Source organism: Microcoleus sp. S28C3 (assembly GCF_036700785.1).
GTDB classification, from domain to species: Bacteria; Cyanobacteriota; Cyanobacteriia; order Cyanobacteriales; family Microcoleaceae; genus Microcoleus; species Microcoleus asticus.
This window is the reverse complement of record NZ_JAUBPO010000041.1, coordinates 37,966-60,325: the sequence shown is the minus strand read 5'-3', so window position 1 is coordinate 60,325 and position 22,360 is coordinate 37,966. Positions and strand designations below refer to the sequence as shown.

Genomic DNA, 22,360 nt, shown 5'->3' with positions numbered 1-22,360 from the left:
CCATTTCAACTCCTACTTAGATTCACATACCTGATTATACATGATTTATGATTTACAAACCATTTGCGATCGCTATATATTCGCCGCCCTGACTCCTTCTATTCTGTCTCTATAGGCATTCCCCAAATTGTTTTGAGTCATTGCCCAATCTTCGGGATAAGCGTCGCGGGTACGGACTTTTAAAGCTTCCCGAAAACAGGCGATAGCCTCTTCAATATTCGCCGCCCTGACTCCCTCTCTTCTGACACCATAGGCAGCCCCCAAATTGTTTTGAGTCCCTGCCCATTGTTCGGGATCAGCATCGGGGGTATAGACTTTTAATGTTTCCCGATAACAGGCGATCGCCTCTTCTATATTCGTCGCCCTGACTCCTTCTATTCTGTCCCTATAGGCATTGCCCAAATTGTTTTGAACCGTTGCCCATTGTTGGGGATAATTCTCGCGGGTATAGACTTCTGATGCTGCGCTATAACAAGCAATACCTATTTCTAAATTCCATGCCTGCCGCCCCAGAGGAAACTGATTAATGAAGTTGCCAAAATTGGCAATAATTCCTGCGATGGATGCAGCTTCTTCTGAGATAACTTCTGTGAATGTGGATGTAGCCCAAGCTTGTAATATTCGAGCAAAATTTAAATCCAATTTATCGAAGTTTTGTTGTAAAATACGATATACGACTTGAGGATATCCGCCACTGTCTGACGTTGCTTGCAACACCTCCATCAAGAAAGAAAAATACTCTTCAGGAGTTGCTGTACTGCCGACAAAGTTTGCCAATTGTGCCGCTAGATTCTGCAACCAAGCTGCCTTGGAGTTGCCCTCTGCTGCCATCTTCTCCGCTTCCGCTGCCATGACTTGCACAAAATTGGCATCAACTAAGTCTCGATTGGCGTTGAGAATATCATCCTCTTCACCGCTAGGGCACTCAATTAGGGCTTGAATCAGTTCGAGATAGGCGGCGATGCGTTGTTCGTCCATTGGAGTTTCTGTTTATTGTGTATATATATCGATCGGGAATTTGGGGTAGAATTATGCAGATTCCTGAAAAATTATAGATATTTGTCTTGGGAATATTGTAGATACCCCTTGACAGGTCAAGACAGTATCTACAAGTCATGGAAATTTATCCAGATTTCTGGGAGATTGCCGATTTATGACAAGGCAAAATCATCACCCTCTCCCCAAATCTCAGCTAACTTCTCCAAGAAATCTTCAGCAATCAGATTCAGTTCCGCTTTCACATCCTCCTCAATATCTGAAGCTTTCTCAACAGGTGAATATTTATCACGAGAAAAAGATATATCTCTATTTCCCAAACCTCCACTGCTAGAACCACTTCCCGCTAAAGCCTTCCCCCCTTCATATCCCCAGTCAGATTTCTCACTACTGTGCAAAACTTTATTCAAAATTGCCACAATTTCAGAAATAGATTTGTTTTGCAATTTCTCGCGAACTTGTGCTTGTACGGGGTCATCTTCTCCCAAATCAGATAGCAACTCTTCAATTTCACCTTGCAACAGCGGAATTGCCAACTCAATTCGATCCAAATAATCTAACAATTCCTCAACTGGTTTGAGATTAGCTAGAGAAATCTCTTCAGTTTCATCCTGAATTTCCACAGCCGGAATAAACCCCAAAAGTTTCACTTTATCGAAAGGTTCCGCAAACTGAACGACGATATATGCAATGCGGTTTTCCCGCACTTCCGGCAGAGAAATCGCCGATTCTCCAAGCTGAACCGGACAGCATTCTATCTTGCCAATTCCAGGCAAAACCAAATCGCCGACATCCAAAACTGCCCGCATTGCTGAATTCCAACTATCACCGCCATCAATATCGGTTTCCATTTCCATCCATTCCAAGAAATAGTTAACCGCCCAAACCGCCAGGGTATTGAAATAAACCCGCTTGCCTTTTTGCGGATTAGCTTGCTCTGAAGCAAATTGCAGAGCCAAATTGCGGGCAGTTTGCTCCAGAGGAATTTCTAACAAATAAGTATCCATGCTATTCACCATTATTCCTCGGGTTGATATCCCAACTTAAGTGCAATCTCTTTGACGAGAGCCAAACCATTTCTTTTCCAGTGAGAGTTGAGAGTTTGATAGTCAATGTTTAACTCTCTGGCAATTTCAGACAATTTATCTGGAGGGTCTTGCAACAGCAATCGCAGTGCGAGTACGTGAGAATTGGCATCCGGTCGAGGGCGGCGATTTTCGGGATTATTTGGCTTCTTCTTATCTATTTTTTCATTGGGATAACTGTTTCGCAGTTCTCCCGTCGGATCGTCTTCAATACACTGCCATAGTTTGCGACCGATGCGCTGCTTATTTTCAGCTTGTTCTCTCTCGATGAGTTGCTCAATCCCATTTTTCGTGGTATGGTCTATCGGTTCTTGAGCCTCAAATTTTTCACCTGGGTTGCTCGTAATCGGAGCATCAAAACTAATAGTAAAAATCTGTTGCTGCATCCGGCGATATTGGTCATAGACTTTGTTTTTGAGAGTTTTATTGAACCGCTGAACTACTCGGGTTCGCAACACATCAGCAGCGAGATTGTCGAGGTCAATTCCCCGCAAAAATGCCGAAAGCGTTTTGATAAAACCCCAATAAGCTTCCTGCATCATTTCCTCTAAATCAATATTAGGATAAGGATGCTTGCGAATTCCGGGCAAATCGGGAATGAGTTGGCACAATTGATTTTTGAGTCTTTCTTGTTCCTTACTCCCCTCTGGCGAGTCTTTCAAGAGTTGTAGAAGTTGGCGTAACTGTTCGTCGGTGTTCACAGGCACGTTCTGATGACATCGAGATAATTCGATTATCCCAGGGAAAATAGCGCTGTAACGTGCCAGCAATAACAAAGTCAAGGAAATCGGTTTGAGTTCCCAACCCGTGGGTGGAAGCAACAAGCTGAAACTTGCCGCTACAGGAACTAAACCTGCTAAGGGTTCGACGGGCGTATCATGTCTCGTCATAGTCCAGTTTTTGCGTGTTGATACTCTGATATCGCAGGTTTTGGCGGCTTTATGCAGAATTGAGCAAAAATTTTTCGTAAAGGCAATGCGATAAGGACTGAAGTCCTTACTACGAAATTAATCCGGTGTAAAATCAATCATCATAGGGACTTCTCCATTGCGCTTTTGAAGAGATATCGCAGGAGTCACCCAGTTTTATGCACATTCTAAAAATAAATCATATCAAACCCTATTGATAGCAAAGGATTTGATATGAAGCGAATTCTATTAGCCAGGATTTGGTATAGCGCGGTTTCTACAATTTGTCGATCGACCTTTTGGCTTTATCTGTCAGATTTTTCACAGCATCTTTAGCATCTTCTGCGGCGTGTCGGGCGGAGGCTTCCGCTTGTTTGGCTTTGCCTTCAACCTGGTCTTTTTTGTTGCCCGTGATGTTGCCGAAAATTTCCTGAGCTTTGCCTTCTAAATTTTTGCCGATCGCCTTCGCTCTGTCTTCTGTACTCATGATAAGCTCCGTTTGGCAAGTTGCTTTAGTAACATTGTAAAATCAACTTGCCTGCAATTGCCTTTAACTTCATATTAATTTATATTCTGCTTGACCTCGGTCTTCTTCTGATGATTTATTTCCGTCAAACTCGTCACTCAAAAAGCCAAGGATTTTTTTTTGACAACTGTATACATCCGCAAAATTCGTCCTAAAAAACTATTTCAAACTCGCCGCAGCAACTTTAATCGGTTCCAGTAATTCTAACGGCAAATGCAGCATATTCAATTGAGTGCTATCTGCTGCTTTCCTTTCAGGATCTGGGCCGTGATAATCGCTGCCACCAGTTGCCAGCAAACCGTAATGAAGGCACCAATCTTTTAACTTTTGGATTTGGCTAGAACTGTGGCTGGGATGGTATACTTCAACTCCCATTAAACCAGCATCTACTAATTCTTGTAAGACTTCCTCAACAGCGCCGCCGCGAAATAAATAAGGGTGAGCCCAAACTGGTACTGCACCGCAACTTCGCAATAAATCAATGCCTTCGGCGATCGAGAATTTCTCGTAATGCACGTAGGCAGGGCCGTCATCTCCCAGCCAGCGATCGAATGCTTCCCGCGATGATTTGGCGTGACCTGCTTTTACTAGCGCAGAGGCAATGTGAGGCCGTCCAGGTGCCATTCCTGGAGATGTTTTTGGCAGTTCGATCGCGTATCCCATTGCTGCTAATTTTTCGACCATTTCCTGCGATCGGCGAAACCTTCCTTCCAGGCGATCGTTCAAAGGAACTCGCAACTTATTTGCATCGGGATAAAAACCTAAAATGTGCAGCGAACGGCCGTTGTGAACGGTGCTGAGCTCCAGTCCGGGGACTATTTCGATACCGCACAAAGCAGCGGCGGCGAAGGCTTCATCCCAACCCGACATCGTATCGTGATCGGTGACGGCTAAGGCGCGAACCCCCGAAGACGCGGCGGCGGCTACGAGTTCGGCAGGGGTGAGAGTGCCGTCGGAATAAGTAGTGTGACAGTGGAGTTCTAGCATTTTTTCTGGTAAGTCAAAGTCTGCGAAATCTGCAATTATTCCCCTCACTCACGCGACATATAACGTCCCTGCGATCGACAAGTTTTTGGGTAATTTCAATCTGTTAGCTGTAATAAGTTGCCGCGCCTTTAATTAAAACATTTCTGTTTATTAAAAGCTTGCGTGGAGTGGGCATCCTGCCCGCCTTTTCAGTTGAATTTAGATGCAGAACAGCTTAGCTATTTCTTGATTTCTCGCATTGGGGAAATGACACCCTCTGGCAATTTGGGAGGAACCGGCGATATTTCAATACTTTGTATGTTGTGAACTGGGATAACTACCAGTTTATCTGCCAATTCGAGAATTATCGGGTCTGCCGTCAACATTTTGTGCAGGCGAGTGCCTAAAGTTGCTTGCTCTCCTACTGTTCCCTCTGGAGCAATGAACTGGAAGTGTTGCTGTTTGCCATTGGTATAGTGGATTGTCAAATCGATAATTCTTTCTTGGTTGGTTGCTTGCATAATTTTTTTTCCCTAACAGTCGATCGGGACTTCGCAAAATTAACAATAAATCAAAACTGGCGATCGCACCACCGTTGGAAAGCTTTTGACCAAACCGGGCTGTCGGTATGAAAGTTCGCTTGCTACTAATTTTATCACAAAAACTGTACTGAAACTCGCCAACTTACCAAGTATACAATTGGCAGTCGCGCTGTCTTTGCTCCTCAAGGCGCGAGATCCTTCGCCAGCAATATCTGTCGATCCGGCTTTCTTCTATGCCAGTTGGCAAAGTGGCTCAATTTAGCCTCTGTAGCGACTTGACTCAAATCGCTCTCAAGTCTTACAGAATCGGCATTTGAGCGCTTTGGTTCTCAATGTGTTTCCAGGTGGGAACTGTGGAGGTTGAGATAGCGGCATTCTGCTTTCACTGCCGTTGAGGAATTTTTTATAAATTAATAACATAACATTCAGGTACAGCTTATGAAATCCACACTTTGTTTTCCCGAAACTTCTATTGAATATAACACCGTTGCTGTTAACAATAATGCTATTGAATCTTGTATCCTTGCAGCTTGGATTGACTTAGTAGGAGGAGATTTTGATAGCTTGGGAGGAGATGATTGGCTTCCATTGTGCGGCGACATTGATGACGGCGAAATTTATCGGGAATGGTTTTTGTGGCAAGACAGCGAAGTAACTCAAGAATGGGAAGCTTACGATCCCATTACTAATTATCGAGTTGTGGCACCTAGCCGAGAAATGATGATTTCTCAAATCGACAAAATAGAAGATGCTAGAAAAAATTAGTCAATCTGGAGAATGTTAAATCTTGATTTTTAACTTTAATAAAATTTGTGTAAACAGACCCGGTTTCTCCGAAAGGCATTAAAGAAACCGGGTTTTTTCGCTCACAACTCCAGGTTTAGGTTGAGTTATACGGGCTAAAACTAATAATTTATGTCGCTACTGCTTTTTGTTTTTCTCGTTCTAATTTGCGCTGCTTCAAGGCGGCAAGATTTTGTTTAATCGTGTCGATCGCAAATCCAGTCCCCTGCTGTTGGTATAATTCGCTGGCGCGGAGCAAATCGGCAACAGCCTCGTCATCCGATCGCAAATTCGCAAAAGCCAAGCCGCGATTGTGGTACGCTTCTGCCAAGGTTGAAACCAGTTCTACAGCGCTGGTAAATTTATCTTTGGCTTTGCGGTAATTTCCCGACTGATAAGCCTCAATTCCTTGTTGAAAATCAACGGAAGCTTTACTGCCGCTGTCGGTATCTGGAAATTCTGGGTAAGTTAAAATTGGTTCTTTAAAGAGTACAGAAATGCTGCCCTTGCCGAAGTAAGCCCAAGTCATTGTTCCCAACCCAATCCCCAGCACGAGGGCAACAATGACAGACAGAGCAATAAAATTGGTGAGTTCCATAGAGCAATATTTGTTGTATCTTAATATGATAAGATAATTTATAACTTCTTGAACAATGGCGGCGCGGATTTACCTCAACTGGAAAGGCTTTTTCGGTTTGCTAGCTTTAGTATTGTCGATCGGCTTAATTACTGCAACTGCAACTTCTGACGCAGCAACCAACACGCAAACTCAAGCAGGGTGGCAATTGTTGCAGCGGGGCGAGACTGGGTTGGTGGTAGCAATGCGACACGCGATCGCCCCAGGTACGGGAGATCCTGCTAACTTTAAGTTAGGCGACTGTTCCACCCAGCGCAATTTATCAGCACAAGGAAGAACCCAAGCCAAGCAAATTGGAGCCGAATTTCGCAATCGCAACATCAAAGTTGCCAGAGTTTTATCGAGTCAGTGGTGTCGGTGTTTGGAAACAGCAAAACTGACAAATTTAGGCAAAGTCGAACCGTTCCCAGCACTGAACTCGTTCTTTAGCGACAGCAGCAAAGAAGCCAGACAAACAGCTACACTCCGCAAGTTGATTCTTGACAACCGCAACACTAAAGGCGCGATTATTCTGGTAACTCATCAAGTAAATATTACCGCGATTACTGATATTGTTCCGCAAAGCGGCGAAGCTGTGATTCTCAAAGGATCTCGACAAGGTAAAATCCAAATAGTCGGACGAATTGGAGGATTTTAAAGAGAGAGAAAGTTATAATATTACTAATTCTCCATTACCAATTTATATGAGTTTCCTATACAGCGCCGCCCTAGTGACTTTAGCAGACCTTGATAAAGAAGTTCTCGTGAAATTTTACACAAAATTTCTCGACCTAGAACCGAACCCCTACATTCCCAATACTTATGCTGAATTTCAACTCCCCGGCTTAAGACTCGGCATATTCAAACCCAAAGATTCCCACAAATCGGAATTTGCCAATCGAGCAAAAACAGGCATGAGTTTGTGTTTGGAAGTCAGCGATATCGAAACTGCGATCGCCCGAATTTGGGCTTTGGGTTATCCCCCCGCCGGAGAAATTATCAAAACTTCTCACGGTTTAGAAATCTATGCCTTCGATCCCGCCGGCAACCGCATAATTTTACATCAATTCTATGAGAATGTAGGATGATGGCTAATGATTTGTCAACTCTCAATATTCTCTTTCTTCGGGTATTCGCGGTTTGTTCAAAAAAACATCTCGTTCACAACCCGCTGAGGATTGCTATATAAGTTATACAATTGCTTCACGACCTTCGCAATGAGATTGTAAAACCTGCCTCTACAAATCAAAACTGCCTTAACTATCTAATCAGTTCAGCAAAACTATAAAAACTGATTATTAATAACAACAAGGCTGTCAGATGAGTTAGTTGAAATTGAGGCCGCGGGCCCATCGATTCCCGCACCAAAATTGAAAAAGACGAACCAATTATATAACTCAAAGACAGCGTTAAATACTGCCACTCCAATGTTACACTCCACAGCACGAGCAAAATCATCGCCAAAGTCAACATCACCAACTCAACAAAGCGAGGCGGATCGTGCTGAGTAGACAGAATTAAAGTGTCCAACCAATATTGCCAAGGTCTCATTTTTTAGCGATCGAGCTTTTGGATTTAGCCTTCTAGCTTAACCTACGATCGCCACTCAGTTTGTTGCTGCAAACACTTTAAAGCCTCCGCCGTCTCAACCTGCGGAAATTGCCCGTAAAAGCGACTGACACTGTAAAAAGGGTCTGGGGTTTCCAAAATAATCGACTTATCGCCCATTTCGGCCAAAAATCCCATCAATTCTACCGGGGCGACAGGCGCACAAATCCACAAAGCCGCAGGTTGCTGCGACTGCAAAGCCAGCGCCGCCACAGCCATCGTCATCCCCGTAGCAATGCCATCGTCCACCACAATCGCCAAAGCCCCTGTCGCGCTGACGTTGGGGCGTCCCGCAGATAAATCCGCCAGCAGAGATTGAGCATTATTTTGAGCCACGGGCAGTGCTAATTTTTGCAAGCGCAAATTGTGCTGCTTTTGCTTTTGCCAGAGAACGTGGCCGTCAGCAGTTGCAGCCCCGATCGCCAATTCTAAATTATCTGAGCGAGTAATTTTCTTGGCGACAACCACATCCAAAGGACAGCCCAAGCGGCGCGCAATCGGCACAGCAACTGGCAAACCTCCGCGCGGCAAGGCGTAAACAATCGGTTTAACAGCCTCCTGTGCGGTTAAATTCAACTTACCGAGCTCGTCCAGAACTGCCTCGGCCAGTTTTTCGCCTGCATCGGCGCGATCGTCAAAAAACGGGTTAGAGAACATATTTTTGCCTGTACGAGCTCAACGAAATAATGTGAGACTTGCGAGTATTAATTTGAGATTGTGGGATCGACAGCATCGCATACAAGCTTCTAGCCAATCTCAAATCACCAAACCCGATCTAAACTATAAACTCTAGACTCAAAAAAATCTCCCTAATTGTAAAATTTATGTCCAGTGACTTGCAACTGAGCCTTTTTGACAACAATCAAAGTGCCACTTTCCAAACTGACTCAATACCAGCAAATGCCAAAATTCCCATTCCTCCCGGCACTTATCAAAATATGGAACAAATCGGCGAGCACTGCAACCGCTGCTATCGCTGCGAATTAGGCAATACGCGCACTCACGCTGTCATCGGGCGCGGCAATCCTCAAGCCTCAATTTTGATTGTGGGAGAAGCGCCCGGACAAAACGAAGACGAAACCGGATTGCCCTTCGTCGGGCGATCGGGCCAACTGTTAGATAAGATTTTAGAATCCGTAGGATTGAGTGCAGAAACCGACGTATTCATTGCCAACGTCATCAAATGTCGCCCTCCCAACAACCGCCCTCCGACAGCAAAAGAAATCGAAGCTTGCAAACCTTACTTGCTCGAACAAATCCGCATCTTAGACCCCAAAATTATTTTATTAACCGGTGCAACAGCCCTGAAAGGTTTGCTAAGCGACAAGCGACCCATTAGTAAAATCAGAGGTCAATGGATTGAATGGGAAAATCGTTTGTGTATGCCAATTTTTCACCCGTCGTACTTGCTGCGAAATCCCTCCCGCGAACCGGAAACTCCGAAATGGTTTATGTGGCAAGATATGCAGGCTATCAAGGCTAAATTGGATGAATTTAAATAGCCAATGTAATGAATTTTTATGGTTGATTTGTAGGGCGTGTTCACCAAAAATCTCCAATTCCCACCCACAATCTACAAAAACCAGCCCCCACTCAACCTAAAATTCGTGAATTTTCTTACACCTTTGTTCTGAACAGGCAAGATGCCTGTTCCGCACACAAAGACTAAATTTTCTCACACCTTTGTTTTGAACAGGCAAGATGCCTGTTCCACGATCGCAATTATTTCTTGTGGGGTGGGCGTCTCGCCCGCCCAAAAATACAATTTAGTTGTGGGACAACTTATTTTTTGCCTGACAATCGCGCAACCACAAACGAATAGCCTCAGCAATTTCGCTTTCACTATCTTGGCCTAATAAAGGACGAATATCCGCCGCAGTACCAAACCGAGAAACGATTTTTGCCAACTCCCATCCGTTCTCCGTTTTAGTGAAAAATAACCAATGATATTGCTGAATTTCGACTCGTTCTCCCCCGCGATACTGCCGTTCCAAAGTCGTAATGAAAACTTGACTGGCATTTTCTGGAAGTGCATCCCCAGAATTTAAAGGTAACGGTTCAAACTCCGGGCGGCCGGCTAAAATTATTTGAGGCAGCGCGTAACCGGGCGGTGTGTTAGTGTTAGGAGAAAAGTGCGATCGCACAATTACGCGATTAGCATAACTCGGCAAATCTTGCAAGAGGCGATCGACCAAAGTTTCTAAATCAGCAGGACAGGGCGATCGCACTAACAAACCATACCAACTTGCATTGATACTGTTAGTAGGATTTGTCACAAAATTAACTGCCAAAGTCGGAGTTGCAACCCCATATATCAGCAGATAAACACAGATGAAGGCAGATAAAATTCCATCGGCGTTCATCGGCGTTTATCGGCGGTAAAAAACAACATTCCTATTGTTACTCCAACTCTTCACAAATACGCGCAAAAGCCGCCACCGGATCGTCCGAAGCAGTAATCGGCCGCCCAATCACCAGATAATCCGCACCAGCTTTCAAAGCAGCCTTCGGAGTCATCGATCGTTTTTGATCGCCTCCATCTGCCCATTTCGGACGCACACCGGGACAAACTAACAGAAAATCATCCCCGCAACTCATTCTTAACTGTTCCACCTCTTGCGGAGAACAAACAGCACCAGCTAAACCCGTTTCCTTAGCCAACAATGCCATGTGCAAAGCATATTCCGGCAACTCCAAAGGTATTTTCAACTCAAAAGCCAACTGTCGCGAATTCAAACTCGTCAACAGAGTAATTGCAATCAACTTAGGACTCGGTTTATCCACAGCCGCCGCCCCTTCAGTCAAAGCCAACTGTGCCGCTTTCAAAGCATCTTTACCACAAGTAGAATGGATAGTCAATAAATCCACATTGTACTTAGCAGCAGCCCGACAAGCACCAGCCACAGTATTCGGGATATCGTGAAATTTCAAATCCAGAAAAATCCGCTTTTCCCGTTGTTTTAAAATTTCCAAAATCCCCGGCCCGGAACTCACAAACAGTTCCAAACCGACTTTCCAGAAAGATACATCAGGCAGTTTGTCGAGGAGTGCGATCGCCTCTTCTTGACTCGAAACATCCAAAGCAACAATAATTCGATTATCAGCGTTCATCAGCGTTTATCTTCAGTATTCATCTGCGGTTAAAAAAGAGATTCAAGACACCAATCGCACAAACTTATTCTTCCCAACCTGCAAAACCTTACCGCATAAATCAGCAGGTGATTCAAAAGTAAGATTAACATCAGAAACCCGATCGCCCTCCAACTTTACCCCGCCGCCCTGCATCAATTTCCGCGCATCACCGCTACTTTTACAAAGCCCGCTAGCACTCAGAATATAAAACAACTTAGCCGGAAACTGAACGTTTGCCAATGAAAACTCCGCCACAGCATCAGCTTGTCCCGCAGCACCTTTAACCAGCGCAATTGCATCTTGTTGTGCGCGATCCGCCGCTTCCTTCCCCCGATACTGGCGCACCACATCCACAGCCAAAAGTTTCTGTTTTTCTCGCGGATTTTCTGGCAATTCATCAAGTGGCAAATCTGTCAATAGTTCAAAATATTGGGCGATCGAACTATCAGCAATTTTCTCCAACTTAGAATACATCGTCAGCGGGTCTTCCGACAAACCCACATAATTGTTCAAAGACTTCGACATCTTCTGTACGCCGTCAGTCCCGATCAAAATCGGCATCAGCAAACCAAACTGCGGTTTCATCCCAAAATGCCGCTGCAAATCTCTCCCCACCGCAATATTAAACTTTTGGTCGGTTCCCCCCAACTCCACATCCGCTTCCAAAGCCACCGAATCGTAACCCTGCATTAGTGGATACAGAAACTCATGCAGATAAATTGCATTTTCCTGCTGCATCCGATTATCAAATCCCTCTTTAGCGAGCATCTGCTGCACCGTCATCGTCCCCAGCAGTTCCAAAATCTTCGCCAAATCCAGTTTCGACAACCACTCGGAGTTGTAGCGAATTTCCAAACGCCCGGGTGTGTCAAAATCTAGAATCGGACGCACTTGGTCTAAATAAGTCTTGGCATTTTCCGCCACTTGTTCGGCCGTCAACTGGCTGCGCATCTCCGACTTCCCTGTCGGATCGCCAATTCTTGCGGTAAAATCTCCGATGAGCAGTACGGCTGTGTGACCGGCATCTTGAAAAGCTCGCAGCTTGCGGACACAAATGCTGTGTCCTAAGTGAATGTCACTCCCTGTGGGGTCAATTCCGAGTTTGACGCGCAACGGTCGATCGACTTTTGCCAGCAGTTGGGCTAAATTTTCGTCAGGGTTGCTAGAATCAGGTCGATCTGGAAAAATCTGGCTGACGCCGCGGTAAAGCGCTGAAAGGTTAGGAGTTATCATCGGGGAGCGATCGTCCATCATATTTTGCCAAAGTGCAGCAGAATTAGTTACACTCACTGGTTGACGCATAAAAACATAACTATCAAGCTACTATAATCCCAAAGCTGACCGGCTTTCATTAGCTGACCCCGCCCAAAAACGGATACCAGCCCCCGACAACAGTCGTGGAGATCCCCAAATTTTAGACTCTTGTTCAAACTCCCAGATTCATCTGTGGAATAAATCTAAAATCTAAAATCTAAAATCTAAAATCGACTGACTGTCTCTAGGGTTCGCATCTAAAATTAAAAGTCTTAAACCCCAAATCGAGTGAGGAAGTGAAATCCACGTGTCAACCAACGCAGTCCGCAAAAACACGGAAAACTCAGCCCCCGTATTCGAGTTTGTTCAGTCAGTCAGTAAAGTGACTGCCGGAACCATACTCAGCATGACAATGCTTGCCAGTTCCGTAGTCGCTGGCGGACTGGTTGGCTTAGCTATCAGCTTCCGCAATTTGCCAGATGTTCGGATCTTGCAAACCTACTCTCCTACAGAAACTACCCACATTTACGACATCAACGGCAAGCCCCTAGCCAGCATCCACGACGAAGCCAACCGGGATGTCGTACCCCTTGACCAAATCTCCCCGAACCTGAAACGAGCTGTTCTGGCGATCGAAGATAGCAACTTCTTTACCCACAAAGGCATCAACCCCGGCGGGATAGCCCGAGCTCTCATAGTCAACCTAGAGAAAGGTAGAACCGTTGAAGGCGGCTCGACTATGACTATGCAGCTAGTCAAGAACCTGTTTCTTTCTCCCCAGTCAAAATTTAGTCGCAAGGTAGCTGAAGCGGTAATGTCTATCCGCTTGGAGCAAATTCTCAACAAAGACCAAATTCTGCAACTATACCTGAATCAAATCTACTTAGGTCACAACTTGTACGGCGTGGAGACAGCCTCTCGAAGCTATTTCAACAAGTCAGCAAGTAATTTGACTCTTTCAGAAGCAGCGATGCTGGCCGGCTTAATTTCTGCCCCCGAAGAATACAGTCCTTTCGTCAATTACAAGTTGGCAAAAGAGCGGCAAACAACCGTTTTAAGCCGCATGAAGGATCTTAAATGGATTACGCCGGCCCAAGAGACTGCTGCCCGCCAGGAAAAAATTAAGCTAGGCAAAATTACCTCTTTTGGCGGCTCTCAAGTTCCTTACGTAACACAAGCCGTAGTCCAGGAACTGACTCGGCGTTTCGGGCGAGATGCCGTGGTTAAGGGAGGAATGCGCGTTCAAACCACGATCGACCTCAAAATGCAGCGCATAGCCGAAGAGACCGTCAAAGCGTGGCACAATCGGCTTTACTACCAAGGGCTGTTTTACGATCGCGAGGAAGGTCAAATTGCCCTAGCCGCCGTCGATCCCCGCACCCACTTCGTCAAAGCAATGGTGGGCGGTGTCGATTACGAAAAGAGTCAGTTCAACCGTGCCATTCAAGCACGCCGCCAGCCCGGATCTTCTTTTAAGCCTTTTATCTACTACGCTGCCTTTGCTAGCGGCAAATACAGCCCCGATTCAGTTGTCTACGACTCCCCTGTCGGCTACCGCGACGGCGACGGCTACTACTACCCTCAAAACTACGGCGGCGGGTTCTCCGGTGCCGTCAGCATCCGCAGAGCTTTGGAAGTATCTCTCAACATTCCCGCGGTCAAGCTTGGTCAAGAAGTCGGATTGAATAAAGTGATTGAGATTTGCCGGGTGCTCGGCATCAGAAGTCCGATGGAACCGGTAATTTCTTTGCCCTTGGGTGCGGTTGACCTGACTCCTTTAGAAATGGCCGGAGCTTTTGCTACCTTCGCCAACAACGGCTGGCATTCCGACACCACGTTTATCGTGCAAGTCACTGACAGCAGCGGCAACGTCTTGCTCGACAATACGCCCAAACCCAAATTAGTTCTCAATTCCTGGGCAGCGGCATCTGTCAACAGCGCTCTGCAAGGGGTAATTAACAACGGAACGGCAAGGGCGGCTCAACTTGGGCGGCCGGCTGCCGGGAAAACTGGTACAACTTCCTCAGAACGGGATATCTGGTTTGTGGGTTACGTGCCGCAGTTGTCGGTGGCTGTTTGGATGGGCAACGACAATTATAGACCGATGAGCTACGGTGCTACTGGCGGTACTATTGTCGCCCCTGTTTGGCGCGATTTTATGAGCCAAGCTTTGGAAGGCGTTCCCGCAGAAAGTTTCAAACCTGCTTCATCTTTTGAGCGGCCTTAACTATCAGTCATTGGGCATTGGGCATTGGGCATTGGGCATTGGGCATTGGGCATTGGGAATACTTTCTTTTTCTTCCTTCTTCCTTCTTCCTTCTTCCTTCTTCCTTCTGCTCACTAGGATTGTTTTTCCAGCTCTGATTTCATCCGCTCCAGCGTTGAGTTCATTTGCTCAAACATCTGCTGGGGCGTGATGCCAAATTGATTGAGCTGTGTTTTTAACTGCTCAACAGTCATCTGAGCCATGAAGTCCTCAGAAAGCTCGAAGCGCTTCATAAAAATACGGTAGCGCTCCATCATTGCTTCCATCTGAGCGATGAACATTTTCTTGCCTTCGCGATCGAATTTGCCGTAATTGCCACCTAGTTTGATAAGAGATTGATAGTCTTCAAACAACAGCTTGGCTTCTTGCTGAACAATTTCTGAATCAAAAAATCCCATAGCTTTCCTAATTTTTTAATATTCTACTAATTTTGATCGAGGCGAGAAATCCCACTGCTTTTTGTACTATTTTATCAGTTGCCGTCGGAAGTCCCTACCCCTCAAGGTACAAGAATAAGTAGAAATTTCCGTACAGGAGAGGCATCGGGCATCGGGCTTGCGATGACAACAGTCAACTGTCAACAGTCAACTGTCAACAGTCAACTAACTTCAAACTTCCCCGATGCGTTCTAGAGGCCAAAACCGCAGTACAGCGCGGCCGATGATATTTTGCTTGGGTAAAAATCCCCACCTGCTGGAGTCGTTGCTGTTGTTGCGGTTGTCTCCCATCACAAAGTATTCATTTTCTGGGACGCGATAAGGCCCCCACTGGTATTTAGGAGGTTCGGCAATATATTTTTCAACGATGGGTTTGTCGTTGAGATAAACTAAACCTTTTTTAACAGCGACGGTTTGACCCGGCAAGCCAATTATCCGCTTGATGAATGCTTGGTCTTGGGTAAAGCCTTGTTCTTGCAACTTTTCGGGAGGGGCAAATACTACGATGTCGCCAGTTTTTGGAGGTTCGAGGTAGTAGGAGATTTTTTCGACTACGACGCGATCGCCCACGTGCAGAGTTGGTACCATAGAATCTGAGGGTATGTAGCGCGGTTCGGCGACCAACGCTCGAATCACTATTGCTAAACTCAAAGCAATAATCACTATCTGAAGATTTTCTCGCTGCGACTTCCACGCTTTCTGCCACCAGGTTTCCGGCGGATTTTCTGCTACTTTTGTACCCAAATTATTTTTTTCAGATGTCATGAAAGTCCTCGCTATATAGTTGCCACTAATTATCTGATTAAGCTCATCAGCATTTAAATTGCATCTCCAGAAATAATCAAACCATGAGCGGGCTGGAAACGCGAACCCGCCCAAAATATACAATTTAAATGCAGTACAGCTTACCGTTGGAGTATGTCGCTCTTAATTACTAGACTTGAAGAGTATGCCTTTGCAAACTATCTTGAAAGGCATCTGCGTTGCATCTGCGGTTTCCCTATCAATCAAAGATTTATGCAATAAGTCTCCTCTTGATATTAACTCATAAAAAAGGCAGAGAATTTAAATTCTCTACCTTTTTTATGTGAGGATTTTGAGTTGTTTGCGACTGCGAGATTGGTTATTTCCAAACTTTACTGGCGATCGCACTTACTCAATCTTACTCAGCGCCTTGGGGCAGCAATTCCCGCTTTTGACCTTGCAGCACCTTAACAATTCCGTCCTCGCCCACATCCACAACAGCGGTGTCGCCGTCTTTGATGCGGCCAGAAAGGATTTCCTCAGCCAAACTGTCTTCCAACAACCGCATGATGGCGCGGCGCAGGGGTCTGGCTCCGTAGCTGGGGTTGTAGCCTTCTTCTACCAGCCGTTCTTTGAATTTTTCGGTCACTTCGAGGGTGATTCCCTGTTCTGTCAAGCGGCCGAACACTTCTTTGAGCATAATGACGGCGATTTCCTTGACTTCTTCCCGGTTCAACTGGCGGAAGACGATAATTTCGTCGAGCCTGTTGAGGAATTCGGGGCGGAAGTAGTTTTTGAGTTCTTCGTTAACCAAGGAGCGAATGCGGTTGTAATTGGCATCGGTTTGGTTTTCAGTGAACTCGAAGCCGAGGCCGCCGCCGCCTTTTTCAATCACCTTAGAACCGATGTTTGAAGTCATAATCAGCAGCGTGTTTTTGAAGTCCACGGTGCGACCTTTGGCATCTGTTAAGCGGCCGTCTTCCAATATTTGCAGCAGCATATTGAAGACATCGGGGTGGGCTTTTTCGATTTCGTCGAACAGCACGACGGTGTAAGGACGGCGGCGGACTGCTTCTGTGAGTTGGCCGCCTTCGTTGTAGCCGACGTAGCCCGGAGGGGAACCGATGAGTTTGGAGACGGTGTGCCGTTCCATGTACTCCGACATATCCAGCCGAATCATCGCGTCTTCGGAACCGAAGAAGTAGCCGGCTAGGGCTTTGGTGAGTTCGGTTTTGCCGACGCCGGTGGGCCCGGAGAAGATGAAACTGGCGATCGGGCGATTGGGATTTTTCAAGCCGACGCGAGCGCGGCGGATGGCGCGGGAAACGGCTTTCACTGCTTCTTCCTGACCGATCAAGCGCTGGTGCAAGGTATCTTCCATGTGCATCAGCTTTTCGGATTCGGATTCGGTCAGTTTGTTGACCGGGACGCCCGTCCAGCTTGCCACGATTTGAGCGATATCTTCTTCGGTGACTACTGGCGATGGGTCTGTTTCGCCGGTGCGGGCCGAGTCGGTTTTTTTGGCTTGGGAAATAGCGCGAATTTCGGCTTTGATGGTCATTTCTCGATCGCGCAATTCGCCGGCTTTGTCAAAGTCTTGAGAACGCACCGCTTCGTCTTTATCTTTGAGGACTTGGCGCAGTTCTTTGTCAAGTTCTTTGGCTGCCGGGGGCAGTTGGGAGTTGATCAGGCGGACTCTGGAACCTGCTTCGTCTACCAAGTCAATTGCTTTGTCTGGGAGGAAGCGATCGGAGATGTAACGATGTGAGAGTTTGGCTGCGGCTTCCAGGGCCGTGTCCAAAATTTTCAGCTTGTGGTGCTGTTCGTAGCGTTCCCGCAGACCGAAGAGAATCTCGATCGTCTCGTCAACGGTCGGTTCGCCGACCATGACGGGCTGGAAGCGCCGCTCTAAAGCTGCATCGCGCTCGATGTGCTTGCGGTACTCGTCGAGGGTCGTAGCGCCAATACATTGGAGTTCGCCTCTTGCCAGAGCCGGCTTGAGGATGTTCGCTGCGTCGATCGCGCCTTCAGCCGCACCTGCACCGATCAAAGTGTGCACTTCGTCAATCACCAAAATCACGTTACCCGCTGTGCGGATTTCGTCCATGATTTTTTTGAGGCGCTCTTCAAATTCGCCCCGGTATTTGGTACCGGCGACGAGGAGGCCGATGTCGAGGGTGACGACGCGCTTGTCTTCGAGGATGTCTGGGATGTCGTTGTTAGCGATGCGCTGGGCCAGACCTTCGGCGATCGCGGTTTTACCGACTCCGGGTTCGCCGATGAGCACCGGGTTATTTTTTGTGCGCCGACCGAGGATTTGAATTACCCGTTCGATTTCTTTTTGGCGTCCGACTACTGGGTCTAGTTTGCCATCGACCGCCATTTGAGTGAGGTTGGCACCGAATTCATCGAGGGTTGGGGTTTTGGTGCGGGCACCTCCGCCAGTGGCTGCGACTTCTGCGGTTTCTCCCAGCATCCGAATGACTTGGGTGCGGACTTTCGATAAGTCTACTCCCAGGTTTTCTAAGACTCTGGCCGCTACTCCTTCACCTTCGCGGATCAGGCCCAGCAGCAGGTGTTCGGTACCTATATAATTGTGTCCGAGTTGGCGAGCTTCTTCTAGGGATAGTTCTAGAACCCGCTTGGCGCGGGGAGTGAACGGAATTTCGACTGCTACGAAGCCGGAACCGCGGCCGATGATTTTTTCGACCTCAATCCGAGCGTCTTTGAGATTGACACCCATTGATTTGAGGACTTTAGCTGCCACCCCGGTTCCTTCACCGATCAGACCCAGGAGGATCTGTTCTGTCCCTACGAAGTTGTGACCCAGGCGGCGAGCTTCTTCCTGGGCCAACATGATTACTTTTATTGCTTTTTCTGTGAAGCGTTCAAACATGATTTATTCCCATCACCTGCTGCTATGTGCCCGTTTCGAGGTCACGCTCGCACAACGAGCGTTTGTGTTCTCGTAGGGACAGGGCATTGCCGTGTCCCTACTCGTACTGCTTATTCTAGCGTGACACTCCCAACCGCTCTGCCGCACTGGAAAAGCGGTTGCAGATTCTAGGCTGCCGTTGCAGGATGGCTTTCAACTGGGAAGACCCAAATGGTGGCTGACCTACAACCTCCCCTAGACTGCAAGAAGATTGCTCTTCTCGGCCTGTGCCCAACCTACGACTACGTATTGATGGATTCTAGCATAATCTTTTTGGCTCTCATGCAGGTGCAAAATTGATATTTATCGAAGTGTCGGGCGGGTTTTTCACAAAAGTTATTGCTTAGATGGGCGATCGATCCCCTAAACTCGCTCTTAAGCTGCTGTCCATCTCAAGAATCTTTTGGTTTGCGAGGGAAAGAGCGAGCTGGGCTTTTTTTATCTAAAATTTTGTCTCAGATCCTTTGAAGATTTGGGTGTTCTTCATGTTGTCAGTTGTGCGATCGCTCCTGCATCAATTAGTTAGTATTGCTACACTCCGATGGTTAAACTCAGACTATAATCACCACGGTCAAAGAAAGTGCTTTCGCAGCAGAGTGTTTTTTGTCGTTAACCGCTCTGAGTTAAATTTCTCAAAGTTTAAAGTCACAAGAGAAACTAAATCTTGTTTATGAGTCCTAGGATTTGTCGCGATTTAGTTCGATTTTGCTGTTGTAAACCCCAAAAAATCGGCGCAATACTTCGAGAACAAACAGTTTTTATTGACGAATTATTACAAGCTTTCTATCAAACTTAAGTTGGGTGAGTAGGAGAAAAAATATAGTATTCAGTCGCACGCGGGAATGGGCTTTCAGGAAATCGCCGATCGCAACACTTCCGACAGTTTTTGATAATCCACTGTAGAAGAAGGGTTGCAGGGCGAACATTAGGAGGGTGGCGCTAACGATCGCACGACGATCGCTCAACTGAAAATTACGGGTTTCAGACTAGGAATTCCAAACAGCCCGCACTATTGTAATCATGAAAATTTTTGATATCAACCCGAGTACATTTAATCTTTAGCATAGCTCTCTCTTTTCAGGTAAAGCGCGAGAAAGTGGACTACTTGGATTTTTTTACTTCGGGTGATTTTACCAGAAATTTTGCTGGACAAAAACCACTGTCTTCGATCGTGCAAATTATGATGCTGAGCACGGTAAATAACCGTGGTTTCGTGGTAGAGTGCTTTTGGTCGTTAACTGGTCTGACTTAAAGTCTGAAAGTTCAACGTTAGACAATCTAAATCCTGTTTAAGGCTTAGTGAAAATAAATCATGAAGACTAGAGATTTAGATGAGTCGGTAGAAAGTAGCGACAATGGATCGATCGAAGTTACAGGTAAATCCCATAATGTAACCACAGCTACTTCTGCCGATTAACCAAAAGAATTTAATGCAGAAGAGCTAGGACGTGTCTACTTTATTCGGCACGGTGAAAGTACCAGTAACGAACGCAACATTTTTGCAGGAGTGCTGGATGTTGACCTGACATCATTTGGCCGATTGCAGGCGCGCCGTGCAGGTGTTGACCTGAAGAAAAAAGGTACAAAGTTTGACGCAGTATATGTCTCCCACATGAGACGCGCACGGCAAACCTGTGAAATAGCCCTTGCTGAAAGTCAAGCACTAAAATCGCCAAATACCCCGGTTGAGATAGACCATCGAATTAGCGAAAAATCCTTTGGCATTTTTGCCGGTCGCAACCTGAATCTGCTGCGTCTAGCCCTGGGCTACGAAGGCTTCGAGGAAATGTTGCATTCACATAACGAAGCACCCCCGGCTGGCGAAAAGATTGCCCAAGTTTATTCTCGCGCTGCCCGTTTTTACGAAGACAAAATTGTACCGCACTTGGAACGCGGAGAAACAGTTCTAGTAGTGTGCCACCAATATGTATTGGAGCCTCTAGCACTTTATTTAAGCGGTCTGCCACCGACTGCTTATAAACACCTGAAACTCCCCAACGGTAAAGCTCTCAGCGGTGTGGATCTCGTCAAGTTTCGGGACAAGGAATCCGGCGGTGCTGCTTCCCTGCGTAAAGAGATCAACGATCTTTCAATTATGTGGGCGATTTTGATCTATGCCGCCGCCTTTTTGGTGGGAAGCTTGGTAGGGGCAATCAGCGGCGCAGCAGGAGGGATTCCGTCAGCCCTATTTCGAGCGATCGTCGTTGTGTGTCTTGCCGCTTCAACGTTTTATACTTACCTGGACATCGACTTTGCCGCGAGTAAACGCAAAGTAACTTCAACTGTGAAGTATCTAGTTTACGGGTGGATGGCAGTGCGATGGGTAGTTGGGCTATTTTTAATATTTTCTGGACTTTTGTATCAGAGCGAAGCTGATTTGTACAAAGTTTTGTGGGTGCTGTTTTGGATGGTTCCGCCAGCCCTGACTTCCCCAGTTTTATCAGTGCTTTGGGGCGGCAATCTTTATCCGTCGGCTCTCTTGTCAAGAACCCTATCAATCGTTGCTCCACTAGCGCTTCTGGCTACATTGAAGGTTGCCAATTTACCCATTAACGTTGACAGCCTGATCTTTTTCGGCGTCATTTTAATTCTAGGTCTGGCAATACCGGGTGCGATCGCCCAGTTTTGGCGCGACAAATCCCCGGTGGAATCAAACCACCACAGTAAAAACTGGAAATTTATCGGTGTGCTTGCTGTCGCATTCATGGCTTTGGCAACCGGGTTTCAGTTTACTCCGGCAACATTCCTCAGCGATATATTTTCCTCAACGGATACAGCGCGATCGCTAGCTTGTCTGCAACAACTGGCAATTGCAACTTTGGTATTTGTCTCGATGCGCGTAGTAGCTACATTAACTTCAGTAGTGACAAAGGGCAAGCTAAGCAAGGCAGAAGCTCGGGATGCTTATATCCTGCTTGTGAATCCAAACTTTTTCCTTTGGGCGGCTCTTTTCATCGGAGTTAGTGCAACTGCAAATCCAGAAGCCGTAAAATATGCAATTTTTTGGGCAGCGCTGGGGTTCTTCTGCATACCACTCATCGAACAGATATTGTTCATGAATTCATTTGGCAATGACATATTGAGAGAAACCCTGCGTTCTTCGAGAGTGGCAACAGCAGATATCAAAAAGCTGTTCCTGCAATTGGATACGGATGGAAGTAAGTCGCTAGAACGAACTGAGATTATGGAGTTGTTAGGCCTAATCGAAGATATGACAACAGGCGAACGTAGCTCTGAAGAAGTCAGAAGTTACATCACTGATTATCTTTTTAATACTCTTGACTCCGATAAAAATGGCAGTGTTGATTTAGCAGAGTTAGAAGAGTACATATCAACCTATGGGTTAGTTGCTAACTTGAATGTCGGATCTGCTAGTGCATCCCCAGGTGGAGCATAAGTGGCGATCGCCCACAGTTGATATTAATGGAGCTGACAGAATTTTGGGAAATTCTGTCAGCTCCAAGTTCAAGACAGGAGCAATTTACAGATTCAGTCGCTCCACAGTACATCAAATTTTATATTTAAAAACATAGTTTTGGAATGAACTTGTTAGATATCAAAA

22 protein-coding genes are annotated in these 22,360 nt (G+C 46.4%); 6 read left to right on the top strand and 16 right to left on the bottom strand.

Annotation, left to right across the window (positions count from 1 at the left end; all coding sequences use genetic code 11):
* Positions 1 to 72 precede the first annotated feature (72 nt).
* The 6 genes from QUA13_RS14500 to QUA13_RS14475 all read right to left on the bottom strand — a co-directional run bounded on the left by QUA13_RS14500 (position 73) and on the right by QUA13_RS14475 (position 5,002).
* Positions 73 to 978 carry a tetratricopeptide repeat-containing protein gene (locus tag QUA13_RS14500; RefSeq protein ID WP_333199516.1) on the bottom strand — a complete coding sequence of 302 codons (906 nt, stop codon included), beginning with the start codon at positions 976 to 978 and terminating at the stop codon, positions 73 to 75.
* 173 nt (positions 979 to 1,151) lie between these two features.
* A complete protein-coding gene (locus QUA13_RS14495) occupies positions 1,152 to 2,015 on the bottom strand; it encodes a DUF1822 family protein (RefSeq protein ID WP_333199514.1) in 864 nt (287 codons plus the stop codon).
* A complete protein-coding gene (locus QUA13_RS14490) occupies positions 2,015 to 2,971 on the bottom strand; it encodes a hypothetical protein (RefSeq protein WP_333199512.1) in 957 nt (318 codons plus the stop codon). Before QUA13_RS14490 ends, QUA13_RS14495 begins: the two co-directional genes overlap by 1 nt.
* Positions 2,972 to 3,266: 295 nt before the next feature.
* Complete coding sequence (locus QUA13_RS14485; RefSeq protein WP_333199510.1) at positions 3,267 to 3,476, bottom strand: CsbD family protein; 210 nt, start codon at positions 3,474 to 3,476, stop codon at positions 3,267 to 3,269.
* A gap of 198 nt (positions 3,477 to 3,674) precedes the next feature.
* On the bottom strand, positions 3,675 to 4,502 hold the full coding sequence (locus tag QUA13_RS14480) for a PHP domain-containing protein (RefSeq protein ID WP_333199508.1): 828 nt from the start codon (positions 4,500 to 4,502) through the stop codon (positions 3,675 to 3,677).
* Positions 4,503 to 4,720: 218 nt separating this feature from the next.
* Positions 4,721 to 5,002, bottom strand: a complete 282-nt coding sequence (locus QUA13_RS14475) for a hypothetical protein (RefSeq protein WP_333199507.1) — start codon at positions 5,000 to 5,002, stop codon at positions 4,721 to 4,723.
* A 459-nt stretch (positions 5,003 to 5,461) separates the two neighbouring features.
* Between QUA13_RS14475 and QUA13_RS14470 the strand changes: the two genes are divergently transcribed.
* Complete coding sequence (locus tag QUA13_RS14470) at positions 5,462 to 5,788, top strand: hypothetical protein (RefSeq protein ID WP_333199505.1); 327 nt, start codon at positions 5,462 to 5,464, stop codon at positions 5,786 to 5,788.
* Positions 5,789 to 5,936: 148 nt separating this feature from the next.
* On the opposite strand, the gene QUA13_RS14465 is transcribed toward QUA13_RS14470, so the two are convergent.
* On the bottom strand, positions 5,937 to 6,404 hold the full coding sequence (locus QUA13_RS14465; RefSeq protein ID WP_333199503.1) for a hypothetical protein: 468 nt from the start codon (positions 6,402 to 6,404) through the stop codon (positions 5,937 to 5,939).
* A 55-nt stretch (positions 6,405 to 6,459) separates the two neighbouring features.
* Between QUA13_RS14465 and QUA13_RS14460 the strand changes: the two genes are divergently transcribed.
* Positions 6,460 to 7,080 (top strand): histidine phosphatase family protein, encoded by a 621-nt coding sequence (locus QUA13_RS14460; RefSeq protein WP_333199501.1) that lies wholly within the window; start codon positions 6,460 to 6,462, stop codon positions 7,078 to 7,080.
* A 46-nt stretch (positions 7,081 to 7,126) separates the two neighbouring features.
* The gene (locus tag QUA13_RS14455; protein ID WP_333199499.1) at positions 7,127 to 7,510 is read left to right on the top strand and encodes a VOC family protein; all 384 of its coding nucleotides are present in this window, start codon (positions 7,127 to 7,129) and stop codon (positions 7,508 to 7,510) included.
* A gap of 172 nt (positions 7,511 to 7,682) precedes the next feature.
* On the opposite strand, the gene QUA13_RS14450 is transcribed toward QUA13_RS14455, so the two are convergent.
* Both QUA13_RS14450 and QUA13_RS14445 read right to left on the bottom strand, forming a co-directional pair.
* Positions 7,683 to 7,973, bottom strand: coding sequence for a hypothetical protein (locus QUA13_RS14450; RefSeq protein WP_333199497.1), 291 nt, complete (start codon positions 7,971 to 7,973; stop codon positions 7,683 to 7,685).
* A 42-nt stretch (positions 7,974 to 8,015) separates the two neighbouring features.
* On the bottom strand, positions 8,016 to 8,687 hold the full coding sequence (locus QUA13_RS14445) for a phosphoribosyltransferase family protein (RefSeq protein ID WP_333199495.1): 672 nt from the start codon (positions 8,685 to 8,687) through the stop codon (positions 8,016 to 8,018).
* Between the two features lie 167 nt (positions 8,688 to 8,854).
* Here QUA13_RS14445 and QUA13_RS14440 point away from each other — a divergent pair, with 167 nt between their 5' ends.
* Positions 8,855 to 9,532 carry a uracil-DNA glycosylase gene (locus QUA13_RS14440; RefSeq protein WP_333199493.1) on the top strand — a complete coding sequence of 226 codons (678 nt, stop codon included), beginning with the start codon at positions 8,855 to 8,857 and terminating at the stop codon, positions 9,530 to 9,532.
* 264 nt (positions 9,533 to 9,796) lie between these two features.
* On the opposite strand, the gene QUA13_RS14435 is transcribed toward QUA13_RS14440, so the two are convergent.
* The 3 genes from QUA13_RS14435 to tyrS are packed head-to-tail and all read right to left on the bottom strand — an operon-like array spanning position 9,797 to position 12,416.
* The gene (locus QUA13_RS14435; protein ID WP_333199491.1) at positions 9,797 to 10,393 is read right to left on the bottom strand and encodes a hypothetical protein; all 597 of its coding nucleotides are present in this window, start codon (positions 10,391 to 10,393) and stop codon (positions 9,797 to 9,799) included.
* 37 nt (positions 10,394 to 10,430) lie between these two features.
* A complete protein-coding gene (gene pyrF / locus QUA13_RS14430) occupies positions 10,431 to 11,141 on the bottom strand; it encodes an orotidine-5'-phosphate decarboxylase (protein WP_333199489.1) in 711 nt (236 codons plus the stop codon).
* Between the two features lie 42 nt (positions 11,142 to 11,183).
* Positions 11,184 to 12,416: a tyrosine--tRNA ligase gene (gene tyrS, locus QUA13_RS14425; RefSeq protein WP_172187010.1), complete on the bottom strand. Its 1,233-nt coding sequence runs from the start codon at positions 12,414 to 12,416 to the stop codon at positions 11,184 to 11,186.
* Positions 12,417 to 12,723: 307 nt separating this feature from the next.
* Between tyrS and QUA13_RS14420 the strand changes: the two genes are divergently transcribed.
* A complete protein-coding gene (locus QUA13_RS14420; protein WP_333199487.1) occupies positions 12,724 to 14,643 on the top strand; it encodes a transglycosylase domain-containing protein in 1,920 nt (639 codons plus the stop codon).
* 113 nt (positions 14,644 to 14,756) lie between these two features.
* Here the strand turns inward: QUA13_RS14420 and QUA13_RS14415 are convergent, their stop codons facing one another.
* The 4 genes from QUA13_RS14415 to QUA13_RS14400 all read right to left on the bottom strand — a co-directional run bounded on the left by QUA13_RS14415 (position 14,757) and on the right by QUA13_RS14400 (position 19,763).
* Entirely contained in the window at positions 14,757 to 15,080 is a 324-nt protein-coding gene (locus tag QUA13_RS14415) for a DUF1825 family protein (RefSeq protein ID WP_333191124.1), read from the bottom strand.
* Between the two features lie 210 nt (positions 15,081 to 15,290).
* On the bottom strand, positions 15,291 to 15,884 hold the full coding sequence (gene lepB / locus QUA13_RS14410; protein WP_333191123.1) for a signal peptidase I: 594 nt from the start codon (positions 15,882 to 15,884) through the stop codon (positions 15,291 to 15,293).
* 397 nt (positions 15,885 to 16,281) lie between these two features.
* On the bottom strand, positions 16,282 to 18,759 hold the full coding sequence (locus tag QUA13_RS14405; protein WP_333191122.1) for an ATP-dependent Clp protease ATP-binding subunit: 2,478 nt from the start codon (positions 18,757 to 18,759) through the stop codon (positions 16,282 to 16,284).
* A gap of 797 nt (positions 18,760 to 19,556) precedes the next feature.
* Entirely contained in the window at positions 19,557 to 19,763 is a 207-nt protein-coding gene (locus QUA13_RS14400) for a hypothetical protein (RefSeq protein WP_333199485.1), read from the bottom strand.
* Between the two features lie 542 nt (positions 19,764 to 20,305).
* Between QUA13_RS14400 and QUA13_RS14395 the strand changes: the two genes are divergently transcribed.
* On the top strand, positions 20,306 to 22,195 hold the full coding sequence (locus QUA13_RS14395) for a histidine phosphatase family protein (RefSeq protein WP_333199483.1): 1,890 nt from the start codon (positions 20,306 to 20,308) through the stop codon (positions 22,193 to 22,195).
* Positions 22,196 to 22,360: the final 165 nt, after the last annotated feature.

Bases quoted from the DNA above. Each gene is read 5' to 3' on its own strand.
- QUA13_RS14500 (WP_333199516.1), bottom strand. From the start codon at position 978: ATGGACGAACAACGCATCGCCGCCTATCTCGAACTGATTCAAGCCCTA.
- QUA13_RS14495 (WP_333199514.1), bottom strand. From the start codon at position 2,015: ATGGTGAATAGCATGGATACTTATTTGTTAGAAATTCCTCTGGAGCAA.
- QUA13_RS14490 (WP_333199512.1), bottom strand. From the start codon at position 2,971: ATGACGAGACATGATACGCCCGTCGAACCCTTAGCAGGTTTAGTTCCT.
- QUA13_RS14485 (WP_333199510.1), bottom strand. From the start codon at position 3,476: ATGAGTACAGAAGACAGAGCGAAGGCGATCGGCAAAAATTTAGAAGGC.
- QUA13_RS14480 (WP_333199508.1), bottom strand. From the start codon at position 4,502: ATGCTAGAACTCCACTGTCACACTACTTATTCCGACGGCACTCTCACC.
- QUA13_RS14475 (WP_333199507.1), bottom strand. From the start codon at position 5,002: ATGCAAGCAACCAACCAAGAAAGAATTATCGATTTGACAATCCACTAT.
- QUA13_RS14470 (WP_333199505.1), top strand. From the start codon at position 5,462: ATGAAATCCACACTTTGTTTTCCCGAAACTTCTATTGAATATAACACC.
- QUA13_RS14465 (WP_333199503.1), bottom strand. From the start codon at position 6,404: ATGGAACTCACCAATTTTATTGCTCTGTCTGTCATTGTTGCCCTCGTG.
- QUA13_RS14460 (WP_333199501.1), top strand. From the start codon at position 6,460: ATGGCGGCGCGGATTTACCTCAACTGGAAAGGCTTTTTCGGTTTGCTA.
- QUA13_RS14455 (WP_333199499.1), top strand. From the start codon at position 7,127: ATGAGTTTCCTATACAGCGCCGCCCTAGTGACTTTAGCAGACCTTGAT.
- QUA13_RS14450 (WP_333199497.1), bottom strand. From the start codon at position 7,973: ATGAGACCTTGGCAATATTGGTTGGACACTTTAATTCTGTCTACTCAG.
- QUA13_RS14445 (WP_333199495.1), bottom strand. From the start codon at position 8,687: ATGTTCTCTAACCCGTTTTTTGACGATCGCGCCGATGCAGGCGAAAAA.
- QUA13_RS14440 (WP_333199493.1), top strand. From the start codon at position 8,855: ATGTCCAGTGACTTGCAACTGAGCCTTTTTGACAACAATCAAAGTGCC.
- QUA13_RS14435 (WP_333199491.1), bottom strand. From the start codon at position 10,393: ATGAACGCCGATGGAATTTTATCTGCCTTCATCTGTGTTTATCTGCTG.
- pyrF (WP_333199489.1), bottom strand. From the start codon at position 11,141: ATGAACGCTGATAATCGAATTATTGTTGCTTTGGATGTTTCGAGTCAA.
- tyrS (WP_172187010.1), bottom strand. From the start codon at position 12,416: ATGATGGACGATCGCTCCCCGATGATAACTCCTAACCTTTCAGCGCTT.
- QUA13_RS14415 (WP_333191124.1), bottom strand. From the start codon at position 15,080: ATGGGATTTTTTGATTCAGAAATTGTTCAGCAAGAAGCCAAGCTGTTG.
- lepB (WP_333191123.1), bottom strand. From the start codon at position 15,884: ATGACATCTGAAAAAAATAATTTGGGTACAAAAGTAGCAGAAAATCCG.
- QUA13_RS14405 (WP_333191122.1), bottom strand. From the start codon at position 18,759: ATGTTTGAACGCTTCACAGAAAAAGCAATAAAAGTAATCATGTTGGCC.